Below are 24,310 nucleotides of genomic sequence, written 5' to 3'. Positions count from 1 at the left end.
TATTCTAATGATAAATGTTTAATTATCAATGAAAGATATGACGTTTTTCAACCACAGAATTTTGATAAGTAAATAAGTGGTTTTACGTTATATTTGATGGCAAACATCATAAGGGGAGAAGGTAATAATGATCCCTTTGTGTAATATCACTTATGTTATCCTGATTACACTAAATTAATTAAGATAAACTCGCTTATCAGTCCAAGGAGATGTGAGATGTTTACAGGTATTGTTCAGGGAAAAGGACGTGTTATTGCCATTGAAGATAAAGGTGATTTCCGTACCCATATCATTGAATTACCTTCCGAGTTAGTCAATAACTTAGAAACAGGAGCTTCGATCGCTAACAATGGTTGTTGCCTAACCGTCACAAAAATCGATGGCAATAAAATTAGTTTCGATTTAGTGAAAGAGACGCTGCGCTTAACTAATTTGGGCGAGTTAACGGTTGGTTCAGAAGTTAATATTGAACGAGCGGCCAAATATGGCGATGAAATTGGTGGTCATGTGATGTCTGGTCATATTGTCACTACGGCTGAAATTGCGAAAATTATTACTTCAGAAAATAACTTACAGATCTGGTTTCGTATTTTTGATCAGACATTGATGAAGTATATTTTGCATAAAGGTTTTATTGGCATTGATGGTATTAGTTTAACTATTGGTGATGTGGTTAATAATCGTTTCTGTGTCCATCTGATCCCTGAGACTCGCGATAGAACGACGTTAGGTCGTAAGCGTTTGGGGGATAAAGTTAATATTGAGTTAGATCCACAGACTCAGGCGATTGTTGATACCGTAGAGCGTGTTATGGCGCAACAAGCATTAACGGTTAAGCTTCAAGCAACACACGAAGAAGAAAACGAAAAATAATATAGTCTGTTATCAGACGACTAGAATTAAAAAATCCCGTTTTTCAGTCTATGGAAAACGGGATTTTTACCTCTATTGATAGCTAAAAATCAGCGAGGTGTGCGTAATCCACCTATTCTACCTTTCGGGCTTAACATAATTTGCCATAACTGAATATCTCTGGCGCGGAAAGCACCCGCACAAGCATTCAAGTAGTAGCTAAACATGCGTTTAAAACGAGGTGTATAGTTAGATTCAATTTCAGGCCAGCTAGCTAAAAAACGCTCATACCATGCCATTAAGGTTTTGTCATAATCGGCACCAAAATTATGCCAATCTTCCATAACAAATTTATTTTCCATTGCCTCAGCGGTTTTTTGAATAGACGGCAAACAACCGTTAGGAAAAATATATTTACTTATCCAACTATCGACATTAACTTTATTGTGATTAGAACCAATGGTATGTAATAAAAATAGTCCATCTTCTTTGATATTACGACGAGCGACATCAAAGTAAGTGGCATAGTTTTTCGGGCCAACATGCTCGAACATACCAACAGAAACGATACGGTCGAACTGCTCGTTTAAGTCACGGTAATCTTCTAAGATGATATTGACATCAAGACCTTTACAGCGCTCTTGTGCTAATTTCTGTTGTTCAACTGAGATGGTCACCCCAGTAACAGAAACGCCATAGTTTTTGGCAGCATAAGCAGCAAGACCACCCCAGCCACAGCCAATATCGAGCAATGTCATACCTGGTTTTAGCTCTAACTTACGGCAAATAAGGTCGAGTTTGTGCTGTTGAGCAACTTCTAAGCTATCCGCATCCTTCCAATATCCACAGGAATATTGCATATAAGGATCTAACATTGCGGTAAAGAGGTCGTTACCTAAATCGTAATGCTCTTTACCCACCATCCACGCTCTTTTTTGTGTTTGTAAATTAAAAATGCGTGCCATGGCTATTTTTAAAATATCGCGCCAGTTACTTGGCAATTTATTTTCAAGACCTGCTCGTAAAACTTTATGAAAGAATATATCAAGACGTTCGCAGTCCCACCAACCATCCATATAGCTTTCACCGAGACCTAATGAGCCTTGTTGTAATACTCTTTTATAAAAATCTTTATTATGCACTTGGATATCATAAGGTTCAGAACCATTGATATGAATGTCTGCTTGAGCGAGCAGCTCTGATGCGATCCGTTGATAAGGATCATTGGAGGTCTTTCGGCCTTCTTCTACACAAGATGTACTCATATACTCTCCGGCGTAAACTAAGCGGGTTTTGAGGCATGAAGCAAGAAAGGATAATGCAGATTGGTAGAGTTAAAACAATATTGAATTCAACACAGATTGAATGAATAAAATTATTAAGAGAACTAATCTGACATAATCAGCAAATTATCTGTTTAATGCCTCAAAATCCGAAAGAAAAATGAATAAAACGCTTAAGCGTTTGAACAAGTATAGAGATGTAAATAGGTTTTCTCTAGAAAATAAAAAGGCCATTTTATATAAATGGCCTTTTTTAAGATTTTTCCTAAAAGCAGGGTGTGGCGTTATTCTGTCGCCTGAACTGTGTGTTTGCTAACGGATTTATTACGTTGAATAAAGTAACCCAGCGCCATTGGAATAGCCGTGAGTGCCATAATCGCTGTGGTATTAATTAATGGCTGTTGGCTAATAAAGGCTGAGACAATAAAGCTTGCTAAACTACATAGACCTAATTGTAGCGCATTTTGCAATGCGGCGGCTTTACCACTCACTTCAGGGTAGGCTGATAGCGCATTAGAGACAGCAATGGGATAAGAAGCACCGTTCATCACAGCCATAATACAAAATGGAATTAAAATTGTTGTTAATGTTGGGTGTGTATATTTGGCGACTAAGAACAACGCTGTCATGCTCACTGCGTAGCCAATTAACAATAAAGGTAACAGTGTTTTACCCGACATTTTTGATAATAGAATGCGACAACCATAACCACCTACCATAAATGCGATGGTTTGTGGAATATAGCTTAAGCCGATATCTTGTGGTGAATAACCCATCTTCTCAAGGATAATCGGAGAGCCTGCTAACCAAGCAAAGAAACCCGCACTACAGGACGCGTAAACTAATACGTTACCAGCATAGATAGGTGACTTAAGCAAAGTTAAAAATGATACTGTAGATGGGCCTGCATCAATAACTGATTTTTGTTTAATATTTTTTAGCATCAATGTGGGTAGCATTAATACAAGAGTAATTGCCATCAGCAACATAAAGATCATGCGCCAGCCACCGTGGTTTAACAGAAAAGCACCAATTAGTGGCGCTAAGGCAGGGGAAAGGGCGACTAATGGCATAATTGATGCGAAAACGTGTTGAGCGCGAGACTCATCAAAACGGTCTATCACTAGTGCTTGCCAAATAACGGCTGCAGAGCAGACGCCAAAGGCTTGTAAGAAGCGCATGGTTAGTAAACCGGCAGCACTGTCTACCCAAAGCATACCTAGACAACCTAGGGAGAAGAAACTTAGCCCAATAAGTAAAATAGGCTTACGCCCCAATTTGTCTGAGAGTGGCCCCCAAAGTAGTTGAGCGACAGCAAAGCCAAATAGAAAGATACTTAAGCTGTTACTGACTGCGCCTTCACTGATTGATAATTCGCGTTGCATCATACCAAATGCAGGCAGATACATATCGATAGCTAAATAGCCCAGCATACTAAGGCAGGCGAGATACACCATAAAGAGAGAAGGTGTTTTTGATTGTGTGGAATTCTTTAAAGTCATTTTAATTTTCTATGTTATGTGATGTAAAACATTTTATATATTGTAGCTAAGAGTGATTTTACTTGTGAAACGGGAATATTTGGTTAATGCTGTGAAAAAAATTCAAAGGAATAAATATTATGTGGTCAGAATACTCGCTAGAGGTCGTTGATGCTGTCGCTAGAACGGGGAGTTTTAGCTCAGCCGCTCAAGAATTGCACAGAGTACCCTCCGCGGTGAGTTACACCGTGAGACAATTAGAAGAATGGCTTGCCGTTCCTTTGTTTGAACGCCGGCATCGTGATGTTGAATTAACCGATGCGGGTAAGATCTTTATTAAAGAAGCCCGTTCTGTTATCAAAAAAATGAATGACACTCGCCATATGTGCCAGCAAGTCTCAAATGGCTGGCGGGGGCAGTTTAGCATTGCCGTGGATGGTATTGTCAAACCGGCTAGAACACAGCAACTTATTCTGGACTTTTATCGCCATTTTCCTGATATCGAACTCTATGTTTATCCTGAAGTTTTTAACGGTGTCTGGGATTCACTAGTGAACGGGCGTGTTGATTTGGCTATTGGTGCCACCAGAGCTTCACCTATTGGTGAACGTTATAGTTTTAAAGATATGGGCTTTATGCCGTGGCGATGTGTGTGTCATGCTGATCATCCTCTTGCAAGCGCGGCACATCCTTTAACCGATGATGAGTTACGGCCTTATCCTAGTTTATGTTTAGAAGATACCTCACGTAGTTTACCAAAACGAGATACTTGGGCATTAAATAACCAGCGCCGAATGATAGTACCTTCATGGGATATGGGGCTTGAGTGTTTATTAGCAGGATTATGTGTTGGTATGGTGCCTTGGCACCGAGCAGAGCCATTAATCGAACAAGGTAAGTTGGTTACCCTTACCTTAGCACAACCCTTGCCAGACAGTCCGTGCTGTCTAACATGGGTTGATAAAAGCGAATCGCCGGCATTAACTTGGCTATTAGATTATCTAGGCGATAGCCAAACCTTAAATGAGGAATGGCTTCGTTAATGAAGGGGATCAGCGGCGATAATCAATAAATGGACCATCGGCAACAGAGCGACGTTCTACTAGACGCGGGTGTACTTCGATAGTTTGTGCATCCTCGCGTTTATTCACAATACGGTCGAGTAACATGGAAAAAGCCATTTGTCCTAAACGCTCTTTCGGCTGGTGAACCGTGGTTAAAGCTGGTGTGAAATAGCGTGCATTACGGATATTGTCGTAGCCGACAATGGAAATATCGGCAGGAACACGTAATCCTAACTCATCAGCTGCACATATTGCTCCCATCGCCATAACATCACCGCCACAAAATACGGCAGTAGGGCGTTGCTTTTGATTGAGCATTTGGGTCATGGCTTTGTAACCAGATTCAGGTTCAAAGTCACCTTGTACAATCCACTCTTCTTTTACCGTAATTTTCGCTTCTTCCATGGCTTTTAAAAAGCCCTGTAAACGACCGCCTCCGGTATTTCGCTCTAGAGGGCCGGGGATAATACCAATATCACGATGACCTCGTTCAATAAGATAACGACCGGCTATATAGCCACCATGGAATGCGTTATCAATAATGGTATCAGTAAAGTCACCACGGGCTTTTCCCCAGTCCATGACGACCATCGGAATATTACGATAACCTTCTAAGAGAGAAAGAAGATGATCGGGATATTCTGAGCACATGACTAATAAACCATCAACACGTTTTTGTGCCAACATAGCTAAATAAGCTTTTTGTTTATCAAGATTATTATGTGAATTACATAAAATTAGCGTGTAGCCTTTGCTATAACAACTATTTTCAACAGCTTCAATCACTTCAGCAAAGTAAGGTGCTTCACTGGACGTGGCTAATAAACCAATAGATTTAGTGTGATTGACTTTTAAACTACGTGCGACAGCACTCGGCGAATAATTTAATTCTTTTATCGCAGCCCAAACTGCCGCTCTTGTGTTCTCAGCAACAAAACGAGTTTTGTTGATCACATGAGAAACAGTCGTGGTTGATACGCCTGCGCGTTTTGCCACGTCTTTTATTGTTGCCATGGTGTGGAAAACTCCTGACCTTCATTGGTCTCTTTTAATTCATTTTATGGTTTAACTGCCAGTATAGTCATATATAGGGCAAACACTGGCAATAATTTAGCGATTAGCTGTGAATTTTGTATGATCTAGCTCAAAAGTGAAAGTATTAATCAATGTTATAAATTGTGCTCTAGTCGCTATTTTAGCAAAACTTGATATGTAATAATAATTAACCATGACAAGATTATGGTTTAATCTGAGTATTATAATCATTTTGAGGGAGAAATAGATGGATACGGATCTGAAATTTGGTTTAAGTACCGCAGTAGCAGCACTGGTTATGATCGTAATATATGCAAGTTTATTGTTTTGATTGTTAATTGCTAATTATTTGCTTAAATTTTAGCTATCCAAAGTGAGCAATCAAATATATCAATATAACAAAGGGCGCTAGGCCCTTTGTTATTAGATTATCAAAAATGGTTTTCCCATCTCTGAAACAGTCAATTAAGCAAGATTTGCTTCAACAAATGACCAGTTAACCAGTGCCCAGAACTCTTCTAAGTATTTCACACGTGCATTACGATAGTCGATGTAGTAAGCGTGCTCCCAGACGTCAACAGTTAACAGTGGTTTATCTTCGCCAGAAACAGGTGTTGCAGCGTTAGATGTATTAACAATGGCTAATGAGCCATCTGCTTTTTTCACTAACCAAGTCCAACCTGAACCAAAGTTTTTTGCAGCTGCATCATTAAATTGTTTTTTGAACTCTTCAAAAGAGCCAAACGCTTTATTGATTGCTTCTGCAATTTTACCTGTTGGTGCACCGCCTGCGTTTGGTGCTAAGCAATTCCAGTAGAATGTATGGTTCCAAACTTGAGCAGAATTATTGAAAATACCACCTTCAGTAGTTTTGATGAGCTCTTCTAAAGATTTATTTTCTAAATCAGTACCTTTAACCAAGTTATTTAAGTTGGTTACGTAAGTTTGGTGGTGTTTGCCGTAGTGGTATTCTAATGTTTCTTTAGAGATATGTGGCTCAAGAGCATCTAACGCATAAGGTAATTTTGGTAATTCGAAAGACATTGCGTACTCCTTTATCCTATCATTTTCGGGTTTTGTGCCTTAAACCATTCCATCTAATTCAACTGAATTGATAAAATGAGGCAAATGAACTCACTAAGTTGTTACTATTTTGCTAATTATTTTAACAAAAATTCATTGAAATAACAGCTAAATATCTTTTATCTATTAGTATAGAACATATAGATTAGTTATATTGATAAGAGTATCTCTCACTAAGATAGAGGTAAAGTGTTAAAACACTATCCCAATATCAGGGGATATAACATTTTAGCCATGACGATTAATAAGAATAGGGCAAATATTTGGCGTACTCTGGCAATAGGTAGTTTATAGGCAACTTTTACGCCGATAGGGGCTGTAAGTATACTGGTAATACTAATACCAATAAAAGCAGGTAGATAGACAAAACCTAAATAATAGTCTGCTAATTCAGTTTGTTGCCAACCATAAACGATCCCCATAACAGTCCCAATAGTGGCGATAATCACACCCAGCATTGATGATGTTGCAATACATTTACGGGTATTAAACCCCCAGTGGCTTAGTAGCGGTATTGTTATGGTGCCACCAGCTATACCAATAAAACTTGAAATAAAACCCACTAAGCCACCACCGGTTGTCAGTGCTGGTTTTGAAACCACCGGATCTTGGGCATTCTCAACACGTTCAGCTTCTTTTTTCTTGGTCAGTAATCCATATATGGTATAGGCCATAAAAATACAAAAGATAATTTGCAATAGGGTATTTGAGAGTTTTTGTACTAGGAATGTCCCAACTAGCATACCGAGAAGAGTGCCTACAGCGAGGAGCGGAAATTGTGACCATAAAATCGCTTTATGTTTATTATGCGAATAAGCAGAAGAGGCGGTAGAAAATATAATGACAGAAAAAGAGGTTGAGAGGGCGATTTTCATTACCATATCTGCAGGGATAGCTTGTTGGCTAACAACATACATCACAATAGGAACAATAATGGCTCCACCACCAATTCCTAACAATCCGGCAAAAAATCCAGTTATACATCCCACAATCAGAAACAGTAAAATCATTTCCATTACTAAATACTCATAAGTTCAAATAAGCGAGTTTTGACGAAACCATGATAATGGCAGATCCCTATTAGAAATAACATCTCATTTTTATATATATAAATAATTAGTTAATTTTACTTATTGTTCTATCTCTATTGAATAAAAGCAAAACAAAAGATGGGTAAGTTAATTTATTGAATATATAAATAATTTATATGTATCTTACAAAGCGTGAGCAGGATATTTATCCGAATGCTTAATTATGATCTATAATTTAAATTGAACTAATGATTGATGTTTATTCATAAAAAGGAGTATTTATGACTGCTAAAATTGATCCAAAAGCATTTTTTGATTTACCCTTTGAGAATGGTAAAGACATTACGGATAAAGAATTAAAAGCCGCTTATGATGCAGGGCACACTTTTATCCATATTGATTTAAGTGATGCGCATTTCTCCCCACAAATTACCTTGTTCAATGGTAATGAATTAGATCGTATTCGCGGTGGTGTAATTCGTATTGATAATAACTCAACGAAATCTACTTTAGTTGCTGAAGGGCCAAGTAAAAAACCAGAGCAATTAAAAGCCGGTTATTATTACCACGCTTCAGGTACTACAGGTTGGGATATTATTGTTAAGCCTATTAAATAACGAAATTTATCAATATCCAATTTAACGAGATATTGATATTGACGTTGAAAATTTGTGTGATCAGGGACATCAGATATCCGTCGACTAAAACATTATCTGGTGTCCTTTACTGTAATGTGCATTTATACACTTATTTAGGTGCTTTTTATGGGGGTACTTCACATTGGGCGAGGGTTTACGGCATTTTTCGCTAAGCCAACATTAATCTTATTTTATTTGTTCCCAGATCGTCATGCCTTGTCGTATGTTTTCTCATCAATTATAGAGTGATTTATCCGTAATTTATTGATTTAGATACATAACTAAACTTATATAGAGCTTTCTTATATAAAGTGGTATTCTTCTTTCATGTTTTCCTCAATATAAAACATACTGAATATAAAAAGGTTGTAAGGACTTAATAAATGACGACTATCGAAAAAATTGAACGCCAAATCAAAGAAAATCCCATCCTGTTATACATGAAAGGATCACCAAAATTACCAAGCTGTGGATTTTCTGCACAAGCCGTTCAAGCGATTTCTGCTTGTGGTGAGCGTTTTGCTTATGTCGATATTTTGCAAAACCCTGATATTCGTGCAGAGCTACCAAAATATGCTCATTGGCCAACTTTCCCACAATTATGGGTGGATGGTGAATTAGTCGGTGGTTGTGACATTATCTTAGAAATGTATCAGCGCGGTGAATTGCAGAAGTTATTAAAAGAGACTGCAGATAAATACCGTGGTGAAGAAGAAGCATAATCCCCATTGCGTTTTTCACCATGATTTAAATTGACCGTAATTAAAAAAAGAAGCCAGTGCATTATTTGTACTGGCTTCTTTTTTGTTGCTTTATATGGCACAGCCAAATACATAAGTTTGATTAGGGCGTTGGTAGTGGCCAACCACCTAATTTTTTCCAGCGGTTAACTAATTCACAAAACAGTAATGATGTACGATTTGTATCGTATAAAGCCCCATGAGCGAGTTTACTATCAAAGGGGATACCTGCAGTAATACAGGCTTTCGCTAAAATAGTTTGTCCTAGTACTAAGCCACTTAAAGCCGCAGTATCAAAAGTAGCAAAAGGGTGAAAAGGGTTACGCTTTAAACCTGCTCGCTCAGCTGCCGCCATAACAAAGCTATGATCAAAATTAGCATTATGAGCCACGATGATCGCACGGTTACAGTTGGCGTCTTTCATTCCTTTACGTACCATTTTAAAAATGGCGTGTAATGCTTCATATTCGCTGACAGCACCACGAAGAGGATTTGTAGGATCAATTCCGGTAAATTCTAACGCCGCTGGCTCTAAATTTGCGCCCTCAAAGGGGTCGACATGAAAATGCAATGTATTATCAGGTTTTAACCAACCTTGCTCATCCATTTTTAAAGTGATAGCAGCAATTTCAAGTAAGCCATCTGTTTTGGCATTAAATCCACCCGTTTCAACATCAATAACGACTGGATAGTAACCTCGAAAGCGGTTACATAATTCATTAGGGTTTATTTTATCAGGCATTAAACTGTACTTATCCGATGAAAATAGCACATCAGAAATTAATAATAATCAGGAACCAGAAAAGCAATACATGCCTTTCTGGTTTTACTAATATTTAGTTACCCAGTGCTTGACTGGCACTTTTGTTTTCGATTAATTCAATTTTATATCCATCAGGATCTTCTACAAAGGCGATAATTGTTGTACCACCTTTAACAGGGCCTGCTTCACGGGTAACGTTACCTCCCGCTTGACGGATAGCTTCACAAGTTGCAGCTACATCATCAACCCCTAATGCAACATGGCCAAATGCAGTCCCCATTTCGTAGCTAGTCACACCCCAGTTATAGGTTAATTCAATAACAGCACCGCTACTTTCATCACCATAACCAACAAAAGCCAACGAGTATTTATATTCCTCATTCTCACTGGTGCGTAGAAGTTGCATACCTAAAACTTTGGTATAAAAATCGATAGAGCGTTGTAAATCGCCTACACGGATCATGGTATGAAGTACTCGCATATAAACCTCTCGTGTTTGTTAAATATGACACCCGACAGTATAAACTGATGGTGTTGTACTATAACGCGTTACAGCCCTATAGTTCAATTTACGCTTTATTCATCAGTATTGTAGTAAATGGGCAGATAATATCTCTTTTTACTATACTCTATAGTAACAAATAATTGGGGAGAATAATCAATGCAAGAACAATTAGAATTCTTCGATATCCCAAGCCCTTGCATTGGTCGATGTGAATCTAATTTACAAGGGTATTGCATTGGTTGTTACCGTAGTCGTCAAGAACGCTTTAGTTGGTCAACGATGAGTCAACAGGAAAAACGAAATGTATTGAGACTTTGTCGACAACGATATTTAAGAGCTCAACAAAAAACAGTGTCTGAAACAGAAAAAGAGAATGAACAGCTGGATTTATTTTAAATTTATTATTTATTTTTAAATTTTAAAATAAAACTAACGTTTTAATATAATTTAATTAGTTTATTGATTGTATTTAGTTAGTTCATTTTATTTAATTTTCAAGGTAAATAATATTCATTGTAAATATTTGTTTTGTTAATGATTTTTAATTCCGTGAATTGTAAGGTTTTTTTGTTTTCTCGGCTTTCCTTGTAAAATAATAATGATTATTATGTAAAAAAATATAGATTAGTTTTTATAACAAGGTTATTCTTTATAGAGATTCATTCGTGGCGATAAATAAACATAATTGGATCTTAAAAATAATTCCCTATCTAATAAATAGGATTCTAATATTATAAAAATAAGATAAAGAGGTCGGCTCATCAATCAATAAATAATGTAATTTACAAAATAGTGTTTTTAAAGAACATATCTAAACTTTGTAAAAGCTGAAAGAAAAGCGAATTTAAGGAGGGATAAGTGGAATCAACATTAGGAGCTGATTTAGCGCGTTTAGTTCGATTATGGCGTGCCTTAATTGATCACCGACTCAAGCCATTAAAATTGACCCAAACTCATTGGGTAACGTTGTATAATATTAGTCAACTGCCTCCAGAACAATCTCAAATCCAATTGGCTAAAGCAATTGGTATTGAACAACCATCATTAGTGAGAACTCTCGATCAGTTAGAAGAAAAAAAACTGATTTGTAGACATACTTGTTCAAGTGATCGCAGAGCAAAGCGTATAACGTTAACAAAAGAATCAGAACCTTTTATTTCAGAAGTTTATGCAGTTATTGAGAAGACACGTCAAGAAATATTAAGTGGTATAAAGAAGGAAGAAATAGACAACTTGATTTATCTTATTAAAAAGCTAGAGAAAAATATAATTAGATTACATGACTAATTAAATTGGGCTAATTTACAGCAATTTTATTTCTAATGGTTTTATTTGTAATAATTCTATTTATTGTTTAATTTCAAAGGATTTATTATAATTCTACTAGAGGGTAGATAAGATGATTTTATCTATGAAGTCTATTGTTGCTCTTATAATAAAAGCGTTATCAATTAATAATTGATGATAAAAGGCGAGTGATTTTTATCATTAATTAAAGGTAGATAATGCAATGTTTGAATTAATTAATAAGTTATAAAACTGGTTATTATAAGTAAAATAATTTCTATTAATAAAACAGGCAACTAGAATGGTTGCCTGTTTTGCTTATCACACATCTCAAGTAAATAAACTTAGCGTGGAGAAACGGTGAGATTATTGCCGTTACCAATCACAGCAACACGTTGACCTTGTCTATAGGCAGTATTGTCTGCTTTTTGTACGACAACCACAGTTTTACCGCTATCTAAACGTACTTCCAATTGCACACCCTTGGTTGTGTTTAAAGCACCTTGTGCTTGTTGTCCAGCCATACCACCAGCAATAGCACCCGCTGCGGTTGCTAGGTTACGGCCTGTACCACCACCAATTGTATTACCTAATAAACCACCTAATACGGCACCACCGATAGCACCAAGAACATTTTCATCACTACCGGCTTGAATGTTTACTGCACGTACTGAAACAATGGTGCCATAAGTTACGTTTTGTGCTTGTTTAGCTTGACTTGCCGTATAAGTATCACCTGATAAAGAGCTTGTATTTACACAACCAGCCAGCGTTGTCACAGCAAAAAGACCAACAAGTAAATGCTTAAACATAATTACTCCTAATGGAAATCTGATAATAATTTTTCAGATTATATCAATTTAATTTAATATCAGTTATAGCTTATTTTTTGCATATGTCGACACTGATTTTAATCGTATACCTCTTACTATATAGTAAAGAGCGCAAGTAAACACAGAAGAGATTTCCGAAAAAAAGAATATAACATTATATGTTAAAAAGTTGCATCATCTTGATTATAAGGAAAAGGGCATGAAAGCAGGGCGATACATTGGTGTGATGTCTGGTACAAGTTTAGATGGTGTTGATGTGGTGTTGGCCGCCATTAGTAATAAACTGGTTGCTCAACAAGCCAACCATTTTTTACCTTATCCTCAAACCTTGCGTCAACGCATTTTAGCCGTTTGCCAAGGCCAACCTGTGACGTTGCATGAGTTAGGCTTATTAGATGCGCAACTGGGTGAACTCTATGCAAAAGCTATTATGGAATTATTAGCGAAAGCGCGATTAAGTGCTGCTGATATCACGGCGATAGGGTGTCATGGTCAAACAATTTGGCATGAGCCAGAAAGTGATATCCCGTTTACCATGCAAATTGGTGATAACAATAGAGTGGCTGCCTTGACAGGAATAACCACTGTCGGGGATTTTCGTCGTCGTGATATGGCATATGGTGGGCAAGGTGCACCATTGGTTCCTGCATTTCATCTTGCAGTATTAGGCCATCCTACAGAAAAACGCATTGTGTTAAATATTGGTGGTATTGCCAATATTTCGCTGCTATTACCTGGTGTTGCAGTGAAAGGATATGACACAGGCCCTGGCAATATGCTGTTAGACAGTTGGAACTGGGTTCATAATCAGACAGCCTATGATGATAATGGGCAATGGGCAGCAACTGGAAATGTGAATACCCAATTATTACAGGAAATGCTGGCAGACCCCTATTTTTCTCGTTCAGCGCCGAAAAGTACAGGACGAGAATATTTTAATACCCAATGGTTACATTATCATTTGGCTAAAGTACCCAATGTATTTCCAGAGGATGTACAGGCAACTTTAGTAGAGCTAACCGCTATCAGTATTGCACAGCAAGTACAACTCAATGGTGGATGTGAGCGTTTATTGGTGTGTGGTGGCGGGGCAAAAAACGGTCAAATTATGCATCGTCTTGCTAGTTTATTACCGGGTACAGAAGTCTCGTTAACGGACAAATATGGTCTTAGTGGCGATGATATGGAAGCATTAGCTTTTGCGTGGTTGGCCGCACGAACAATGGCAAATGAACCCGGCAATTTACCTTCTGTTACAGGGGCATCACGAGAAACAATTTTAGGGGCGATTTATCCTACAAATCCTCGATAAGCGTGATATGCTGAGCACAGTATCTCAAAAGAGAGAGTGAAAAATGACAGATCTGGATTTTATTGATGTTGCTGATCTTCGACGTGAATATATGAAAGGTGGATTACGCCGTCATGAATTAACCGAACAGCCATTAGTTTTATTTGAAAAATGGCTTAAGCAAGCTTGTGAAGCTCGCTTAAGTGATCCTACTGCCATGTGTGTGGCAACCGTTGATGAAAATGGACAACCTTATCAACGTATTGTGCTGTTAAAGCACTTTGATGAAAAAGGTTTAGTTTTTTATACCAACTTAGGTAGCCGTAAAGCGAGTCATTTAGAACATAACCAAAGAGTCAGTTTACTCTTCCCTTGGTATCCTTTAGAGCGACAAGTCTGTTTTTTAGGGAAAGCTGAGAAACTTTCAGCATTTGAAGTCGTAAAATATTTCCATAGCCGTCCTAAAGATAGCCAAATAGCAGCTTGGGCATCAAAACAATCTTCTCGCATTTCTGCCCGTGGGGTGCTTGAAAGTAAGTTTTTGGAGTTAAAACAAAAATTTCAACATGGAGAAGTACCTCTACCCAGTTTCTGGGGAGGATATCGAGTCACTTTTGACTCTGTTGAATTTTGGCAAGGTAGAGAAAATCGTCTACACGATCGCTTTATATACCAAAAATCACCAGAAGGATGGTCTATTGAACGTTTAGCACCTTAATTGGGCTAATAAATTTGTATCAAAAAGGCTTTTTCTACTGGTACTTAATGTAGTGGCGCTTTATGCTATACCACTTGTGTTTCACTTATATTTTAAATAGACAAAAACAATAAACCGATGGAGTCATTGATGTCTAGCAAGAACCTAATTACACAATTGCAGGAGCGTGGGCTTATCGCTCAGGTCACGGATGAGGCAGCTTTAGTGGAGCGTTTGGAGCAAGGTCCTATCGCTCTCTATTGTGGCTTCGATCCTACCGCTGATAGCCTGCACTTGGGGCATTTGGTTCCTTTGCTGTGTTTAAAACGATTCCAACTAGCCGGGCATAAGCCTGTGGCGTTGGTGGGTGGTGCAACGGGTCTTATTGGTGATCCTAGTTTTAAAGCCACCGAGCGCAAACTGAATACCCAAGATACTGTTCACGAGTGGGTAGAAAAAATTCGTAAACAAGTGTCACCTTTCTTAGATTTCGACCGTGGTGAAAACAGTGCGGAATTAGCAAACAACTATGACTGGTTTGGTCAAATGGATGTGCTAACCTTCCTGCGTGATATCGGTAAACACTTCTCTGTGAACCAAATGATCAACAAAGAAGCGGTTAAACAGCGTTTAAACCGTGACGATGTGGGGATCTCTTTTACTGAATTCGCTTATAATCTGTTACAAGCTTATGACTTTGCATCATTAAACAAAAACCTCGGTGTCGAGTTACAAATTGGTGGCTCAGATCAGTGGGGTAACATTACTTCGGGTATTGATCTAACTCGCCGTTTCAACCAAAAACAAGTATTTGGTATGACAGTACCTTTAATTACCAAATCTGATGGTACTAAATTTGGTAAAACAGAAGGTGGTGCTGTTTGGTTAGATCCGAAGAAAACGAGCCCATATAAATTCTACCAATTCTGGATCAATACCGCGGATGCGGATGTGTATCGCTTCTTAAAATTCTTCACTTTTATGAGCATTGAGGAGATTAATGCACTGGAAGAGGAAGATAAAAACAGCGGCCAAGCACCTCGCGCCCAACGTGTGTTAGCAGAACAAGTTACACGTTTAGTTCATGGTGAAGAAGGTTTAACTGCCGCTAAACGTATTACCGATAGCCTATTTTCAGGAGCTATTGCAGATTTAACGCAAGCTGATCTTGAACAATTAGCGCAAGATGGTATGCCAACTATTGAGTTAGAAAAAGGCAATGATTTACAACAAGCACTGGTCAATGCAGAATTAGTTCCTTCTCGTGGTCAAGCTCGTACAATGATTGGCTCTAACGCAGTATCTATTAATGGCGAAAAACAGGATAATCCTGAATACGTCTTTGAAGAAAAAGATTTCTTATTTGGTCATTATTCCATTTTACGTCGTGGTAAAAAACATTACTGCCTTGTTATCTGGAAATAATTGACAACAAAAGGGCAACAGTAGGTTGCCCTTTTTTGATAACAATAAATAAATGTGTATACCTCGCCTATGATAATAAAGCTTGGGTGTTGTGTGTATTCACAATAATCGGTTTATGTCATGAAAAATATACTCTCTATTCAATCTCATGTAGTTTTTGGTCACGCAGGTAATAGCGCAGCTGAATTTCCAATGCGCCGTATGGGGGTAAATGTTTGGCCTTTAAATACGGTTCAATTTTCCAACCACACACAATATCCAGAAAAATGGACGGGTTGTGTGATGTCGGCGGAGCATATCACTGAGATCGTTGATGGTATCGCTGCTATTGGTAAATTAGCACAGTGTGATGCGGTATTAAGTGGTTATCTTGGCTCGGCAGAGCAAGGCCGACGCATTGTTGATATTGTAAAAAAAGTCAAACAAGCTAATCCTAACGCATGGTACTTTTGTGATCCGGTTATGGGACATCCTGAAAAAGGTTGTATTGTGCCTCCAGAAGTTTCTGGCGTACTTTGTGAAGATGCCTTGCCCATCAGTGATATTATTGCACCCAACTTATTAGAACTTGAAACATTAGCTGGTGGCGCAACGCTGCATAATGTTGACCAATGTGTAAAAGCGGCGCGTCAATTATGCCAGCAAGGGCCTAAAATTGTATTAGTAAAACATTTATCACGAGCAGGCTTTCGTCATGATCGCTTTGAAATGTTACTGGTGACTGCAGAGCACAGTTGGCATGTGAGCCGACCGCTGGTTGATTTTGGTGAACGTCAACCTGTTGGTGTCGGGGATCTAACCAGTGGCTTAATGCTGGTGGATTTACTAAAAGGTGTTGAGCTAAAAACCGCATTAGAGCATGTTGCTGCTGCTGTTTATGAAGTGATGTTAAAAACTAAAGAGATGAATGAGTACGAGTTACAACTCGTCGCCGCTCAAGATCAAATGGTGCACCCAACCCATAACTTCTGTGCAACGCAGTTAGATTAATCATATTATTAATATAAAGCGAAAGCGGAAGTCATTAATTTCCGCTTTTTATGTTTATTAATAATATAGCAACTTACTCTTTTATTAATCCTTCCGTGACTAGTGCACTATGCACATTAGGGCGTTGTGCAATACGTGCTAGATAGTCTTGTAAATGGCTTAAGTCGGTTAAATCTAGCGCCACATGAGGTGCCCATTGACTTAACGTAAACAGATACGCGTCCGCCACAGTAAAGTGATCACCACAAACACATTTTTGTTTGCTTAGTACATCATTAATATAAACAAATTTACTTTTTAGTTTGTTTTTTACCACAGGGAGATAACTTTCAGGTGTATCAGATGAAAATAGAGGGCTGTAGCCTTTATGAACTTCACTGGCAAGAAAGTTTAGCCACTCAATTTGATGATAACGTTCTAATGCTTTTGGTGGGGCAATAAGATTTCTATCTGGCTTCAGATCGGCAAGATACTGCACAATAGCAACACCCTCCGTTAAAATATCACCATTATCTAATTGAAGAACCGGAACTTGCCCTTTAGGGTTGATGGCAAGAAAATCTTTCCCTGACTCCGTTTTTTTGGTGCGTAAATCAATGCGCTCAATAGAAAAGTCGAGACCCGTTTCACGTAGAACGATATGAGGAGAAAGCGAGCAACTACCTGGCGTGTAGTACAATTTCATCTTAAATAACTCCCTATCAATAAGTGGTGATACCCGTGAAGATAAGAAATACCCTCACTAACATTAGATAATAAGGCGTTATAAGAATTTAGCAAACGCAAATCTGGCAAATAAAATAGGCTTTTGTAAATCTGTGAACAGTACAACTTATTCATGAAAAAAGAAAACCTCGAAGCGGTTCGAGGTTTTCAGAAAGAATGCAATGAAATAAAGGGAAATTATTTCAACTCTAATTCATTCATTGCGGCAATACTAAAACCACCGTCTACGTGAATGATTTCACCAGTGATCCCACCCGATAAGTCAGAGCATAAGAAAGCTGCAGTATTACCCACATCTTCAGTAGTGACTGTGCGACGCAAAGGGGTGACAGATTCGCAATGATTTAACATTTTACGGAAATCTTTGATACCAGATGCCGCTAAGGTACGAATTGGACCTGCAGAGATACCGTTAACACGAATACCTTCAGGACCCATAGCATTTGCCATATAACGTACGTTTGCTTCTAGAGATGCTTTAGCTAACCCCATCACATTATAGTTAGGAATTGCACGCTCAGCACCGAGGTAAGTCAGCGTTAATAATGCAGAGTTTGGATTTAACATTGCACGGCTTGCTTTTGCCATTGCAACAAAGCTATATGCACTGATGTCATGGGCAATTTTAAAGCCTTCACGAGTGACAGCGTTAACATAGTCGCCATCTAATTGGTCAGCAGGTGCGAAACCGATAGAGTGAACAAAACCATCATATTTAGGCCAAACTTTTGCTAGCTCTGCATACATTGCGTCAATGCTTTCATCTTTTGACACATCACACTCTAATACGATGTTAGAATTTAATGAGGCTGCAAACTCTTCAACGCGAGGTTTGAGTTTTTCATTCTGATAAGTAAAAGCCAGTTCAGCGCCTTGATCATGCATGGCTTTGGCAATACCATAAGCAATTGATAATTTGCTCGCAACACCAGTAATCAGAATGCGTTTGCCGGTCATAAAGCCCATAGCTGTATCCTTGTTTGTTCGTAAATTGCGATAATAACATCATGCAGAATTTTATTTATCTGTTAGGTTATCACGCTTATTGTTAATAAATCGTGGCTGATTCTACCACGACATTTGTAAATTTGTTTAATTTCCCTTGCACCTCCGAGGAGTTGAAGGAAAAAGGTGAAATAATAAACAATTAATATGGTGTTAATGTTGTTTAATATTAAGGTAAATCTTGTCGCCAAGCTTCTGCCGTAAGTGCTTCCCCAAAATGACTAGCCACTAATCGACGTGTCACTTCATGTAAAGGCGATGCTAATACCTCAGCGGTGTTACCACGCTCGACCACTTCACCATTATCCATCACCATGACTTTATCACTAATATGCTTAGTCATTCCTAAATTTTGTGTCACATAGATATAGGCAATTTCATGTGTCTCTTGTAGCTCTAACATCAAATTAATAATTTGTGAACGTAAAGACATATCTAAAGAGGCAATAGCTTCATCCGCTATAATCACCTGTGGCTGTAAAATAAGAGCACGAGCTAAGGCGATCCGCTGGCGTTGTCCTGAGGCAAACATATGTGGATAGTAATTAGCATGTTCTGGTAATAGTCCCACTTGCCGCAAAGTTTGATAAATGCGTTTTTCTCGCTCTATGCCACTAAGTTCGGTATTAAGTCGTAATGGTAAATCTAATGTTTGCCCAATACGCTGACGTGGATTGAGTGAGTTTGTGGGATCTTGAAATATCATCCGAATGCGTTGACTACGATAAGAATAATCGCCAAAACTTAATTGATGACCGTTTATAAAAATATCACCACCCGTTGGCTCTGTAACGCCGGATAACATTCTAGCTAATGTTGATTTACCTGAACCATTAGCGCCAATAATCGCCAGTGTTTGCTTCGGTTCAAGAGTGAAACTCACCGGTTTTACCGCTTTCAACTGCTGGCGATGGAATAATCCTGTACGGTAACGAAATGTTTTTGATAAGTTTTTGACTTCAAGTAATTTATCGAACATCTGTCGTCTCCACATTTAATGGGAAATGACAAGCCACCGCATGATTTTTAAATGCACGTAATCGAGGTGCTTCAATACATTGACGTTGTGCATAAGGACAACGAGGGCCTAAACGGCACCCAACAGGTAGGTGCTCTAAAGAGGGGATCGCACCGGGTAGCGTATTTAAACGGCTTTTATGAGGCAAAGAGTTAGTAAAATCAGGAATAGAGCGGATAAGGGCTTGTGTATAAGGATGATAGGGGGTAACCAATAGTTCTTCAGGTATGGCGGTTTCCACGGTCTGACCACAATACATGACCGTAATTTTACTGGCTAATTTACTCATCCACTGCAAATCATGGCTAATTAATAAAATAGTCATATTATTATTTTGATTTAAACGGGTGAGTAAACGAAATATTTGTGTTTGCGTTGCCGGCTCCATCGCATTAGTTGGTTCATCGGCAATCAGTAAACGGGGTTGGTTAGCAATGGCAATGGCTATCATCACTTTTTGGCATTCACCCTCGGTTAACTCATAAGGATAGCTACGCATGATATCTTTATGATCTTTAATACCAACCCGATGAAGTAACTCAATTGCACGGCGTTTTCGCCAATGAAAACGTTGCCACCAGTGGCCTTTAAATGTCCAACCCGGGATTGCTTGAATAAGCTGATGCTCAATTTTGGTCGCCGGATCAAGACAAGATTGAGGCTCTTGGAAAATCATCGACACATTATGACCAATTACCCGACGACGTGCTCTTGGTGACAATTTAAGTAAATCAATATCATCGAACCGAAAGCGATCCGCAGTCACTTTAATATTATCTTTCGTCACGCCACAAATTGCCTTAGCGATCAAACTTTTTCCGGAGCCAGATTCACCGACTAAACCTCTCACCTCTCCCTCACTGAGGGTAATGGAAACGCGATCTACCGCTTTTACTGGGCCATCGGGCGTCATAAATTCAATAGTTAGGTTGCGTATGTCTAATAACGGCATTATTCCACCCCCTCATTAATGGCACGTTGTAAGCCATCCCCTAATAAATTGACAAGTAATACACTGATCATAATGGTGGCTCCGGGGATAAGGACTGTCCAAGGTGCAGCATAGATTAACTCTAGGGAATCGCCGAGCATCGCCCCCCATTCAGGTGAAGGTAATTGAGCGCCTAAATTCAGAAAACCTAATGCCGTGATATCTAATATTGCGATAGAAAAAGCCCGAGTTAATTCAGAAACCAATACTGGGGTAATATTCGGCAATACGGTATACCATAAAATAGAGATATTTGATGCACCATCAAGACGCGAGGCAATAACGTACTCTTTATTTAATTCATCATTTACCGCTGAATAGATCATTCTCACTAAGCGGGGGAGTAGTGCTAGCCAAATTGCTATCATGGCGTGCTCTAAACTTGCCCCTACAAAAGCGACCACAATAATGGCTAATAAGAGTGATGGAATGGATAACAGTGTATCTAAAATATGATTTAACACTGCGGATTTTAGGCCATGGGTCATTCCTGCAAGGCAACCCATAATTAACCCCATCAGTGTCGCCGCAAAGGTGACAATAAAAGCGCCACCAAAGGTCATACTCGTACCAATTAAAATACGGCTAAAGACATCGCGCCCTAAATCATCAGTACCAAAAAAGAAGGTGACATTACCGTTTTGATACCAAGAAGGCGGTGTTAATTGATGACCGAAGAATTGTTGATCGAGTGCATAAGGCGCAATATAAGGACCAACAATACTTAATATTAACAGAAAGATAACACCATAAAAGCCCACCATGGAGAGAATATCTTTAGAAAAACATTGCCAAATCACCGCGGCTGGTGATGGTGTTTTTTTCTCTTTATAAAACTGGCTATCTAAAGGCATATCCCACCTTGTGTTTCATTGGATTACTCATCGCACCGACAATATCTGATAACACATTGACGATGATAACCATTGAACCAACAACCATAACACCGGCTGAAATAGCCGAATAGTCTTGTTGGCGAATGGCCGTTACTAGCCAACGGCCTAATCCTGGCCAGTTAAAAACAATTTCGGTCACCATCGTCAGTGTTAACATGGTAGAAAACTGTAAGCCTAATTTGGGAATAATAGGGGGTAATGCATTGTGTAGAATATGACGGCGAATAATAGTAAAGCGTGATAAGCCACGGGTTGCCGCTGCTTTCACATAATTCTCAACCATGATCTCTTCTGTACTATTACGCATCAACCTAATGACTTCCGTAGTAGGAGCAATAGCTAGTGTAGTCACGGGTAGAATTAAATGTTGTAAAACGTTTATGATCATCTGTTGACGATAAGGCGAATCCGATAGCCAAGCATCAACGACTGCGATCCCCGTTATAGGCTGTAAGTTATACAGTAAATCAATACGGCCTGAAACAGGTAGCCAACCTAGCTTTAATGAAAAGAAAAGCGTCAGTAATAATGCAAGACCAAAGACCGGAACTGAAAAGCCCAAAAGTGCGAGATGACTAATAAAAGTATCTGCAGGTTTATTGCGCCATACACCCGCGATGATCCCCGCAGGAATGCCGATAAGCAGGGCAAAGATAAATGCCAGTGCACATAACTCCATAGTGGCAGGGAATGCTTCAATAAGTTGTGCTTTAATGGGTTCGCCATTAATTGAAGAAATTCCAAAATCAAAATGGAACATATTGTGGGTATAAAAAAAGTAGGCATCAAATAAAGAAGCACCACTTAACGGCCCATTGGGTGTGTAATAGCTGAGACTAAAACTCACCAGTGACAAGAAAAAGAGCGTCACAATTAATAACAGTAAGCGACGTATCGAGTAGATAATCATGGGTTTGTTGTAGCCTCTTGGTTGTGACTATCCTCATCAACTTCTGCTTCGCGATACACACCGGCAAAAGAAGCGTTACCAAATGTACTTAATACAAGTCCTTTAATATCATAACGATAAGCCTGCATACGTAAAGAATTAGCTAATGGTAAAACCGGTAGCTCTTGCGCTAAAATATCTTGTGCTTGGTGATAATAGTCTATACGAGAGGCCAGTTGTTGGCTATAAAGCGCCTGTTGTAGCACATTGTCAAATGCCGGTGAGCACCAATGACTTAAATTGGTTTGCGAACTAATAGCCGCACAACTAAATAATGGGCGGAAAAAACTATCGGGGTCGTTACTGTCCGTTGACCATCCTGATAAAGTCATATCATGAGTTCTATCCATCAAACTGGTTTCTTGATAGCGACCTTCTATAGGTCGAATATTCATTTGAATACCTACTTGAGCTAAATCAGCTTGAATTAACTCAGCCATTTTTAACGGGCTGGGATTATAAGATTGCGGAGCGCTGGGAACCCAAAGATTTAATTTAAGTCCTTCAAGTCCCAACTCTTTTAATATTTGCTTCGATTTTTCAGGGTTATATTCGGTAATTTTAGCGCGATTATCATAAGCCCAAGAGGCACGAGGTAAAACCGATGCGGCTGTTTCAGCCGTACCGTAATAAATAGATCCCATTAGTCGTTCATTATTAATCGCATAAGCGATGGCTTGACGCACTTTTAGATCGTTAAACGGTGGCTTATTAGTATTAAACGCAAGATAAGCAATATTCATTCCTGAACGTAATGTAAGGCGTAAACGAGGATCATCACGTAAGACCTTTAATTGGCTTGCCGCAGGATAGGCCAAAACATCACACTCTCCCGTTAAGAGTTTAGATATACGTCCAGTACCGCCTGCTCCCGTGTCTATAACCACTTGTTGCATTTTGGGCTGACCTTTCCAGTATTGCTCATTTCTCAGTAATCGAACAAATTGGCCTGGCTGAAATTCATCAAGGTAAAAAGGCCCTGAGCCTACAGGTTTCCAATCAAGTTGCGATTGATTACCCGATTTTTCAAGGTTACTGGCATATTCTTCTGAAAGGATAGGCGCATAATGGGTTGCTAAATGCCATAAAAAAGAAGCATCAGGAGATTTTAGATTAAATTCAACGGTGTATTTGCCTAACTTTTTAATTGATTTGATATTATCCGCCAAACTTAAACTATCAAAATAGGGGTATTTACCACCATTAACTTGATTATAAGGATTATTGGCAGAAAACATGCGCTCAAAACTAAAGATAACATCGTCTGCGGTGAGTTTACGTGTAGGCGTAAACCAAGGTGTTGTCTGGAATGACACATTTTTACGCAAATAAAAGCGATAAGTTGCGCCATTATCGAGAGACTCCCAACGTGCAGCAATTTCTGGGATCAAACGATAGGTATAAGGGTCAACATCTAAAAGACGATCGTAAAGTTGCGCGGCTAGGGGATCAATAATTAATCCACTGCTCGAAAGTTGAGGATTAAAGGTATTTACACTGCCATCAACACAATAGACAAAGCCATTTTGATGAATGTTTGTAGGCTCTTGCGCGACAGATAGCTCTGTAGCTTTGGTAGCTATCTCTGCCATACAAGTCATACTTATTGAAGCCAGTAGCATAGTACTAATAAGTAAAATAGGGCGCATAATTATGTCTTTTAGATAAACGATTTGGCTATTGTAACTTAAAAAACTGGCTAGCCCAAAATTGTCAAAAAAAACAAA

The 24,310-nt window shown here is 38.8% G+C and carries 26 protein-coding genes; 11 read left to right on the top strand and 15 right to left on the bottom strand.

Annotated features, from left to right (window positions below):
* The first annotated feature begins 216 nt into the window (after positions 1-216).
* On the top strand, positions 217-873 hold the full coding sequence (locus GWI58_RS00830) for a riboflavin synthase (protein ID WP_004243145.1): 657 nt from the start codon (positions 217-219) through the stop codon (positions 871-873).
* An 89-nt stretch (positions 874-962) separates the two neighbouring features.
* Here the strand turns inward: GWI58_RS00830 and cfa are convergent, their stop codons facing one another.
* Positions 963-2,117, bottom strand: a complete 1,155-nt coding sequence (gene cfa / locus GWI58_RS00825) for a cyclopropane fatty acyl phospholipid synthase (RefSeq protein WP_004243144.1) — start codon at positions 2,115-2,117, stop codon at positions 963-965.
* A 302-nt stretch (positions 2,118-2,419) separates the two neighbouring features.
* Complete coding sequence (gene punC, locus GWI58_RS00820; RefSeq protein ID WP_004248166.1) at positions 2,420-3,637, bottom strand: purine nucleoside transporter PunC; 1,218 nt, start codon at positions 3,635-3,637, stop codon at positions 2,420-2,422.
* 119 nt (positions 3,638-3,756) lie between these two features.
* On the opposite strand from punC, the gene punR reads away from it, so the two are divergent.
* The gene (gene punR / locus GWI58_RS00815; RefSeq protein WP_004243142.1) at positions 3,757-4,659 is read left to right on the top strand and encodes a DNA-binding transcriptional activator PunR; all 903 of its coding nucleotides are present in this window, start codon (positions 3,757-3,759) and stop codon (positions 4,657-4,659) included.
* A 9-nt stretch (positions 4,660-4,668) separates the two neighbouring features.
* Here the strand turns inward: punR and purR are convergent, their stop codons facing one another.
* Positions 4,669-5,694, bottom strand: a complete 1,026-nt coding sequence (purR, locus tag GWI58_RS00810) for an HTH-type transcriptional repressor PurR (RefSeq protein WP_004243141.1) — start codon at positions 5,692-5,694, stop codon at positions 4,669-4,671.
* A gap of 268 nt (positions 5,695-5,962) precedes the next feature.
* Here purR and cydH point away from each other — a divergent pair, with 268 nt between their 5' ends.
* Positions 5,963-6,046 carry a cytochrome bd-I oxidase subunit CydH gene (gene cydH, locus GWI58_RS17990; RefSeq protein WP_096043109.1) on the top strand — a complete coding sequence of 28 codons (84 nt, stop codon included), beginning with the start codon at positions 5,963-5,965 and terminating at the stop codon, positions 6,044-6,046.
* A gap of 134 nt (positions 6,047-6,180) precedes the next feature.
* On the opposite strand, the gene sodB is transcribed toward cydH, so the two are convergent.
* A complete protein-coding gene (gene sodB, locus GWI58_RS00800) occupies positions 6,181-6,759 on the bottom strand; it encodes a superoxide dismutase [Fe] (RefSeq protein WP_094959237.1) in 579 nt (192 codons plus the stop codon).
* A gap of 239 nt (positions 6,760-6,998) precedes the next feature.
* Positions 6,999-7,814 carry a sulfite exporter TauE/SafE family protein gene (locus GWI58_RS00795; RefSeq protein WP_161768825.1) on the bottom strand — a complete coding sequence of 272 codons (816 nt, stop codon included), beginning with the start codon at positions 7,812-7,814 and terminating at the stop codon, positions 6,999-7,001.
* Positions 7,815-8,110: 296 nt separating this feature from the next.
* On the opposite strand from GWI58_RS00795, the gene GWI58_RS00790 reads away from it, so the two are divergent.
* Together GWI58_RS00790 and GWI58_RS00785 are read left to right on the top strand one after the other, a co-directional pair.
* The gene (locus GWI58_RS00790; RefSeq protein WP_004248163.1) at positions 8,111-8,446 is read left to right on the top strand and encodes a hypothetical protein; all 336 of its coding nucleotides are present in this window, start codon (positions 8,111-8,113) and stop codon (positions 8,444-8,446) included.
* Between the two features lie 404 nt (positions 8,447-8,850).
* Positions 8,851-9,189 carry a Grx4 family monothiol glutaredoxin gene (locus GWI58_RS00785; RefSeq protein WP_004243134.1) on the top strand — a complete coding sequence of 113 codons (339 nt, stop codon included), beginning with the start codon at positions 8,851-8,853 and terminating at the stop codon, positions 9,187-9,189.
* A gap of 121 nt (positions 9,190-9,310) precedes the next feature.
* Here the strand turns inward: GWI58_RS00785 and rnt are convergent, their stop codons facing one another.
* Positions 9,311-9,949, bottom strand: coding sequence for a ribonuclease T (gene rnt / locus GWI58_RS00780; RefSeq protein WP_004243132.1), 639 nt, complete (start codon positions 9,947-9,949; stop codon positions 9,311-9,313).
* A gap of 94 nt (positions 9,950-10,043) precedes the next feature.
* The gene (gene gloA, locus GWI58_RS00775; protein WP_012367981.1) at positions 10,044-10,451 is read right to left on the bottom strand and encodes a lactoylglutathione lyase; all 408 of its coding nucleotides are present in this window, start codon (positions 10,449-10,451) and stop codon (positions 10,044-10,046) included.
* 180 nt (positions 10,452-10,631) lie between these two features.
* Here gloA and GWI58_RS00770 point away from each other — a divergent pair, with 180 nt between their 5' ends.
* Together GWI58_RS00770 and slyA are read left to right on the top strand one after the other, a co-directional pair.
* The gene (locus GWI58_RS00770) at positions 10,632-10,871 is read left to right on the top strand and encodes a DUF1289 domain-containing protein (protein WP_004243130.1); all 240 of its coding nucleotides are present in this window, start codon (positions 10,632-10,634) and stop codon (positions 10,869-10,871) included.
* 462 nt (positions 10,872-11,333) lie between these two features.
* Positions 11,334-11,762: a transcriptional regulator SlyA gene (slyA, locus tag GWI58_RS00765; protein WP_004243123.1), complete on the top strand. Its 429-nt coding sequence runs from the start codon at positions 11,334-11,336 to the stop codon at positions 11,760-11,762.
* Between the two features lie 344 nt (positions 11,763-12,106).
* Here slyA and GWI58_RS00760 read toward each other — a convergent pair whose 3' ends face one another.
* Complete coding sequence (locus GWI58_RS00760) at positions 12,107-12,574, bottom strand: glycine zipper 2TM domain-containing protein (RefSeq protein ID WP_004243121.1); 468 nt, start codon at positions 12,572-12,574, stop codon at positions 12,107-12,109.
* 220 nt (positions 12,575-12,794) lie between these two features.
* On the opposite strand from GWI58_RS00760, the gene anmK reads away from it, so the two are divergent.
* The 4 genes from anmK (at position 12,795) to pdxY (ending at position 16,998) form a co-directional block, all read left to right on the top strand.
* Positions 12,795-13,907 carry an anhydro-N-acetylmuramic acid kinase gene (gene anmK / locus GWI58_RS00755; protein ID WP_004243120.1) on the top strand — a complete coding sequence of 371 codons (1,113 nt, stop codon included), beginning with the start codon at positions 12,795-12,797 and terminating at the stop codon, positions 13,905-13,907.
* A gap of 43 nt (positions 13,908-13,950) precedes the next feature.
* Complete coding sequence (gene pdxH, locus GWI58_RS00750) at positions 13,951-14,604, top strand: pyridoxamine 5'-phosphate oxidase (RefSeq protein ID WP_004243118.1); 654 nt, start codon at positions 13,951-13,953, stop codon at positions 14,602-14,604.
* Between the two features lie 129 nt (positions 14,605-14,733).
* Positions 14,734-16,008 carry a tyrosine--tRNA ligase gene (tyrS, locus tag GWI58_RS00745; protein ID WP_004248155.1) on the top strand — a complete coding sequence of 425 codons (1,275 nt, stop codon included), beginning with the start codon at positions 14,734-14,736 and terminating at the stop codon, positions 16,006-16,008.
* A 120-nt stretch (positions 16,009-16,128) separates the two neighbouring features.
* Positions 16,129-16,998 (top strand): pyridoxal kinase PdxY, encoded by an 870-nt coding sequence (gene pdxY, locus GWI58_RS00740; RefSeq protein WP_094959235.1) that lies wholly within the window; start codon positions 16,129-16,131, stop codon positions 16,996-16,998.
* A gap of 73 nt (positions 16,999-17,071) precedes the next feature.
* Here the strand turns inward: pdxY and gstA are convergent, their stop codons facing one another.
* The 7 genes from gstA to sapA all read right to left on the bottom strand — a co-directional run bounded on the left by gstA (position 17,072) and on the right by sapA (position 24,232).
* Positions 17,072-17,683, bottom strand: a complete 612-nt coding sequence (gene gstA, locus GWI58_RS00735) for a glutathione transferase GstA (RefSeq protein ID WP_004248152.1) — start codon at positions 17,681-17,683, stop codon at positions 17,072-17,074.
* Positions 17,684-17,901: 218 nt separating this feature from the next.
* Entirely contained in the window at positions 17,902-18,690 is a 789-nt protein-coding gene (fabI, locus tag GWI58_RS00730) for an enoyl-ACP reductase FabI (protein WP_012367980.1), read from the bottom strand.
* 208 nt (positions 18,691-18,898) lie between these two features.
* On the bottom strand, positions 18,899-19,708 hold the full coding sequence (gene sapF / locus GWI58_RS00725; protein ID WP_004243110.1) for a putrescine export ABC transporter ATP-binding protein SapF: 810 nt from the start codon (positions 19,706-19,708) through the stop codon (positions 18,899-18,901).
* Positions 19,698-20,699 carry a putrescine export ABC transporter ATP-binding protein SapD gene (gene sapD / locus GWI58_RS00720; RefSeq protein WP_004248150.1) on the bottom strand — a complete coding sequence of 334 codons (1,002 nt, stop codon included), beginning with the start codon at positions 20,697-20,699 and terminating at the stop codon, positions 19,698-19,700. Before sapD ends, sapF begins: the two co-directional genes overlap by 11 nt.
* Entirely contained in the window at positions 20,699-21,592 is an 894-nt protein-coding gene (sapC, locus tag GWI58_RS00715; protein WP_004243108.1) for a putrescine export ABC transporter permease SapC, read from the bottom strand. Before sapC ends, sapD begins: the two co-directional genes overlap by 1 nt.
* The gene (gene sapB / locus GWI58_RS00710; protein WP_017628082.1) at positions 21,579-22,544 is read right to left on the bottom strand and encodes a putrescine export ABC transporter permease SapB; all 966 of its coding nucleotides are present in this window, start codon (positions 22,542-22,544) and stop codon (positions 21,579-21,581) included. Before sapB ends, sapC begins: the two co-directional genes overlap by 14 nt.
* Positions 22,541-24,232 carry an ABC transporter substrate-binding protein SapA gene (gene sapA, locus GWI58_RS00705; RefSeq protein WP_004243105.1) on the bottom strand — a complete coding sequence of 564 codons (1,692 nt, stop codon included), beginning with the start codon at positions 24,230-24,232 and terminating at the stop codon, positions 22,541-22,543. The genes sapB and sapA overlap by 4 nt, the downstream gene beginning before the upstream one ends.
* Positions 24,233-24,310: the final 78 nt, after the last annotated feature.

It is taken from the genome of Proteus sp. G2674 (assembly GCF_009915195.1).
Lineage (GTDB): Bacteria > Pseudomonadota > Gammaproteobacteria > Enterobacterales > Enterobacteriaceae > Proteus > Proteus mirabilis.
Note: the sequence above shows the minus strand (reverse complement) of the source record. Positions and strands in the feature narration are given on the sequence as shown.

Bases quoted from the DNA above. Each gene is read 5' to 3' on its own strand.
- anmK (WP_004243120.1), top strand. From the start codon at position 12,795: ATGAAAGCAGGGCGATACATTGGTGTGATGTCTGGTACAAGTTTAGAT.
- GWI58_RS00770 (WP_004243130.1), top strand. From the start codon at position 10,632: ATGCAAGAACAATTAGAATTCTTCGATATCCCAAGCCCTTGCATTGGT.
- pdxH (WP_004243118.1), top strand. From the start codon at position 13,951: ATGACAGATCTGGATTTTATTGATGTTGCTGATCTTCGACGTGAATAT.
- GWI58_RS00785 (WP_004243134.1), top strand. From the start codon at position 8,851: ATGACGACTATCGAAAAAATTGAACGCCAAATCAAAGAAAATCCCATC.
- sapB (WP_017628082.1), bottom strand. From the start codon at position 22,544: ATGATTATCTACTCGATACGTCGCTTACTGTTATTAATTGTGACGCTC.
- fabI (WP_012367980.1), bottom strand. From the start codon at position 18,690: ATGGGCTTTATGACCGGCAAACGCATTCTGATTACTGGTGTTGCGAGC.
- GWI58_RS00760 (WP_004243121.1), bottom strand. From the start codon at position 12,574: ATGTTTAAGCATTTACTTGTTGGTCTTTTTGCTGTGACAACGCTGGCT.
- sapD (WP_004248150.1), bottom strand. From the start codon at position 20,699: ATGCCGTTATTAGACATACGCAACCTAACTATTGAATTTATGACGCCC.
- rnt (WP_004243132.1), bottom strand. From the start codon at position 9,949: ATGCCTGATAAAATAAACCCTAATGAATTATGTAACCGCTTTCGAGGT.
- gloA (WP_012367981.1), bottom strand. From the start codon at position 10,451: ATGCGAGTACTTCATACCATGATCCGTGTAGGCGATTTACAACGCTCT.
- sapF (WP_004243110.1), bottom strand. From the start codon at position 19,708: ATGTTCGATAAATTACTTGAAGTCAAAAACTTATCAAAAACATTTCGT.
- punC (WP_004248166.1), bottom strand. From the start codon at position 3,637: ATGACTTTAAAGAATTCCACACAATCAAAAACACCTTCTCTCTTTATG.
- gstA (WP_004248152.1), bottom strand. From the start codon at position 17,683: ATGAAATTGTACTACACGCCAGGTAGTTGCTCGCTTTCTCCTCATATC.
- pdxY (WP_094959235.1), top strand. From the start codon at position 16,129: ATGAAAAATATACTCTCTATTCAATCTCATGTAGTTTTTGGTCACGCA.
- GWI58_RS00830 (WP_004243145.1), top strand. From the start codon at position 217: ATGTTTACAGGTATTGTTCAGGGAAAAGGACGTGTTATTGCCATTGAA.
- sapC (WP_004243108.1), bottom strand. From the start codon at position 21,592: ATGCCTTTAGATAGCCAGTTTTATAAAGAGAAAAAAACACCATCACCA.
- tyrS (WP_004248155.1), top strand. From the start codon at position 14,734: ATGTCTAGCAAGAACCTAATTACACAATTGCAGGAGCGTGGGCTTATC.
- sapA (WP_004243105.1), bottom strand. From the start codon at position 24,232: ATGCGCCCTATTTTACTTATTAGTACTATGCTACTGGCTTCAATAAGT.
- cfa (WP_004243144.1), bottom strand. From the start codon at position 2,117: ATGAGTACATCTTGTGTAGAAGAAGGCCGAAAGACCTCCAATGATCCT.
- purR (WP_004243141.1), bottom strand. From the start codon at position 5,694: ATGGCAACAATAAAAGACGTGGCAAAACGCGCAGGCGTATCAACCACG.
- GWI58_RS00795 (WP_161768825.1), bottom strand. From the start codon at position 7,814: ATGGAAATGATTTTACTGTTTCTGATTGTGGGATGTATAACTGGATTT.
- cydH (WP_096043109.1), top strand. From the start codon at position 5,963: ATGGATACGGATCTGAAATTTGGTTTAAGTACCGCAGTAGCAGCACTG.
- GWI58_RS00790 (WP_004248163.1), top strand. From the start codon at position 8,111: ATGACTGCTAAAATTGATCCAAAAGCATTTTTTGATTTACCCTTTGAG.
- sodB (WP_094959237.1), bottom strand. From the start codon at position 6,759: ATGTCTTTCGAATTACCAAAATTACCTTATGCGTTAGATGCTCTTGAG.
- punR (WP_004243142.1), top strand. From the start codon at position 3,757: ATGTGGTCAGAATACTCGCTAGAGGTCGTTGATGCTGTCGCTAGAACG.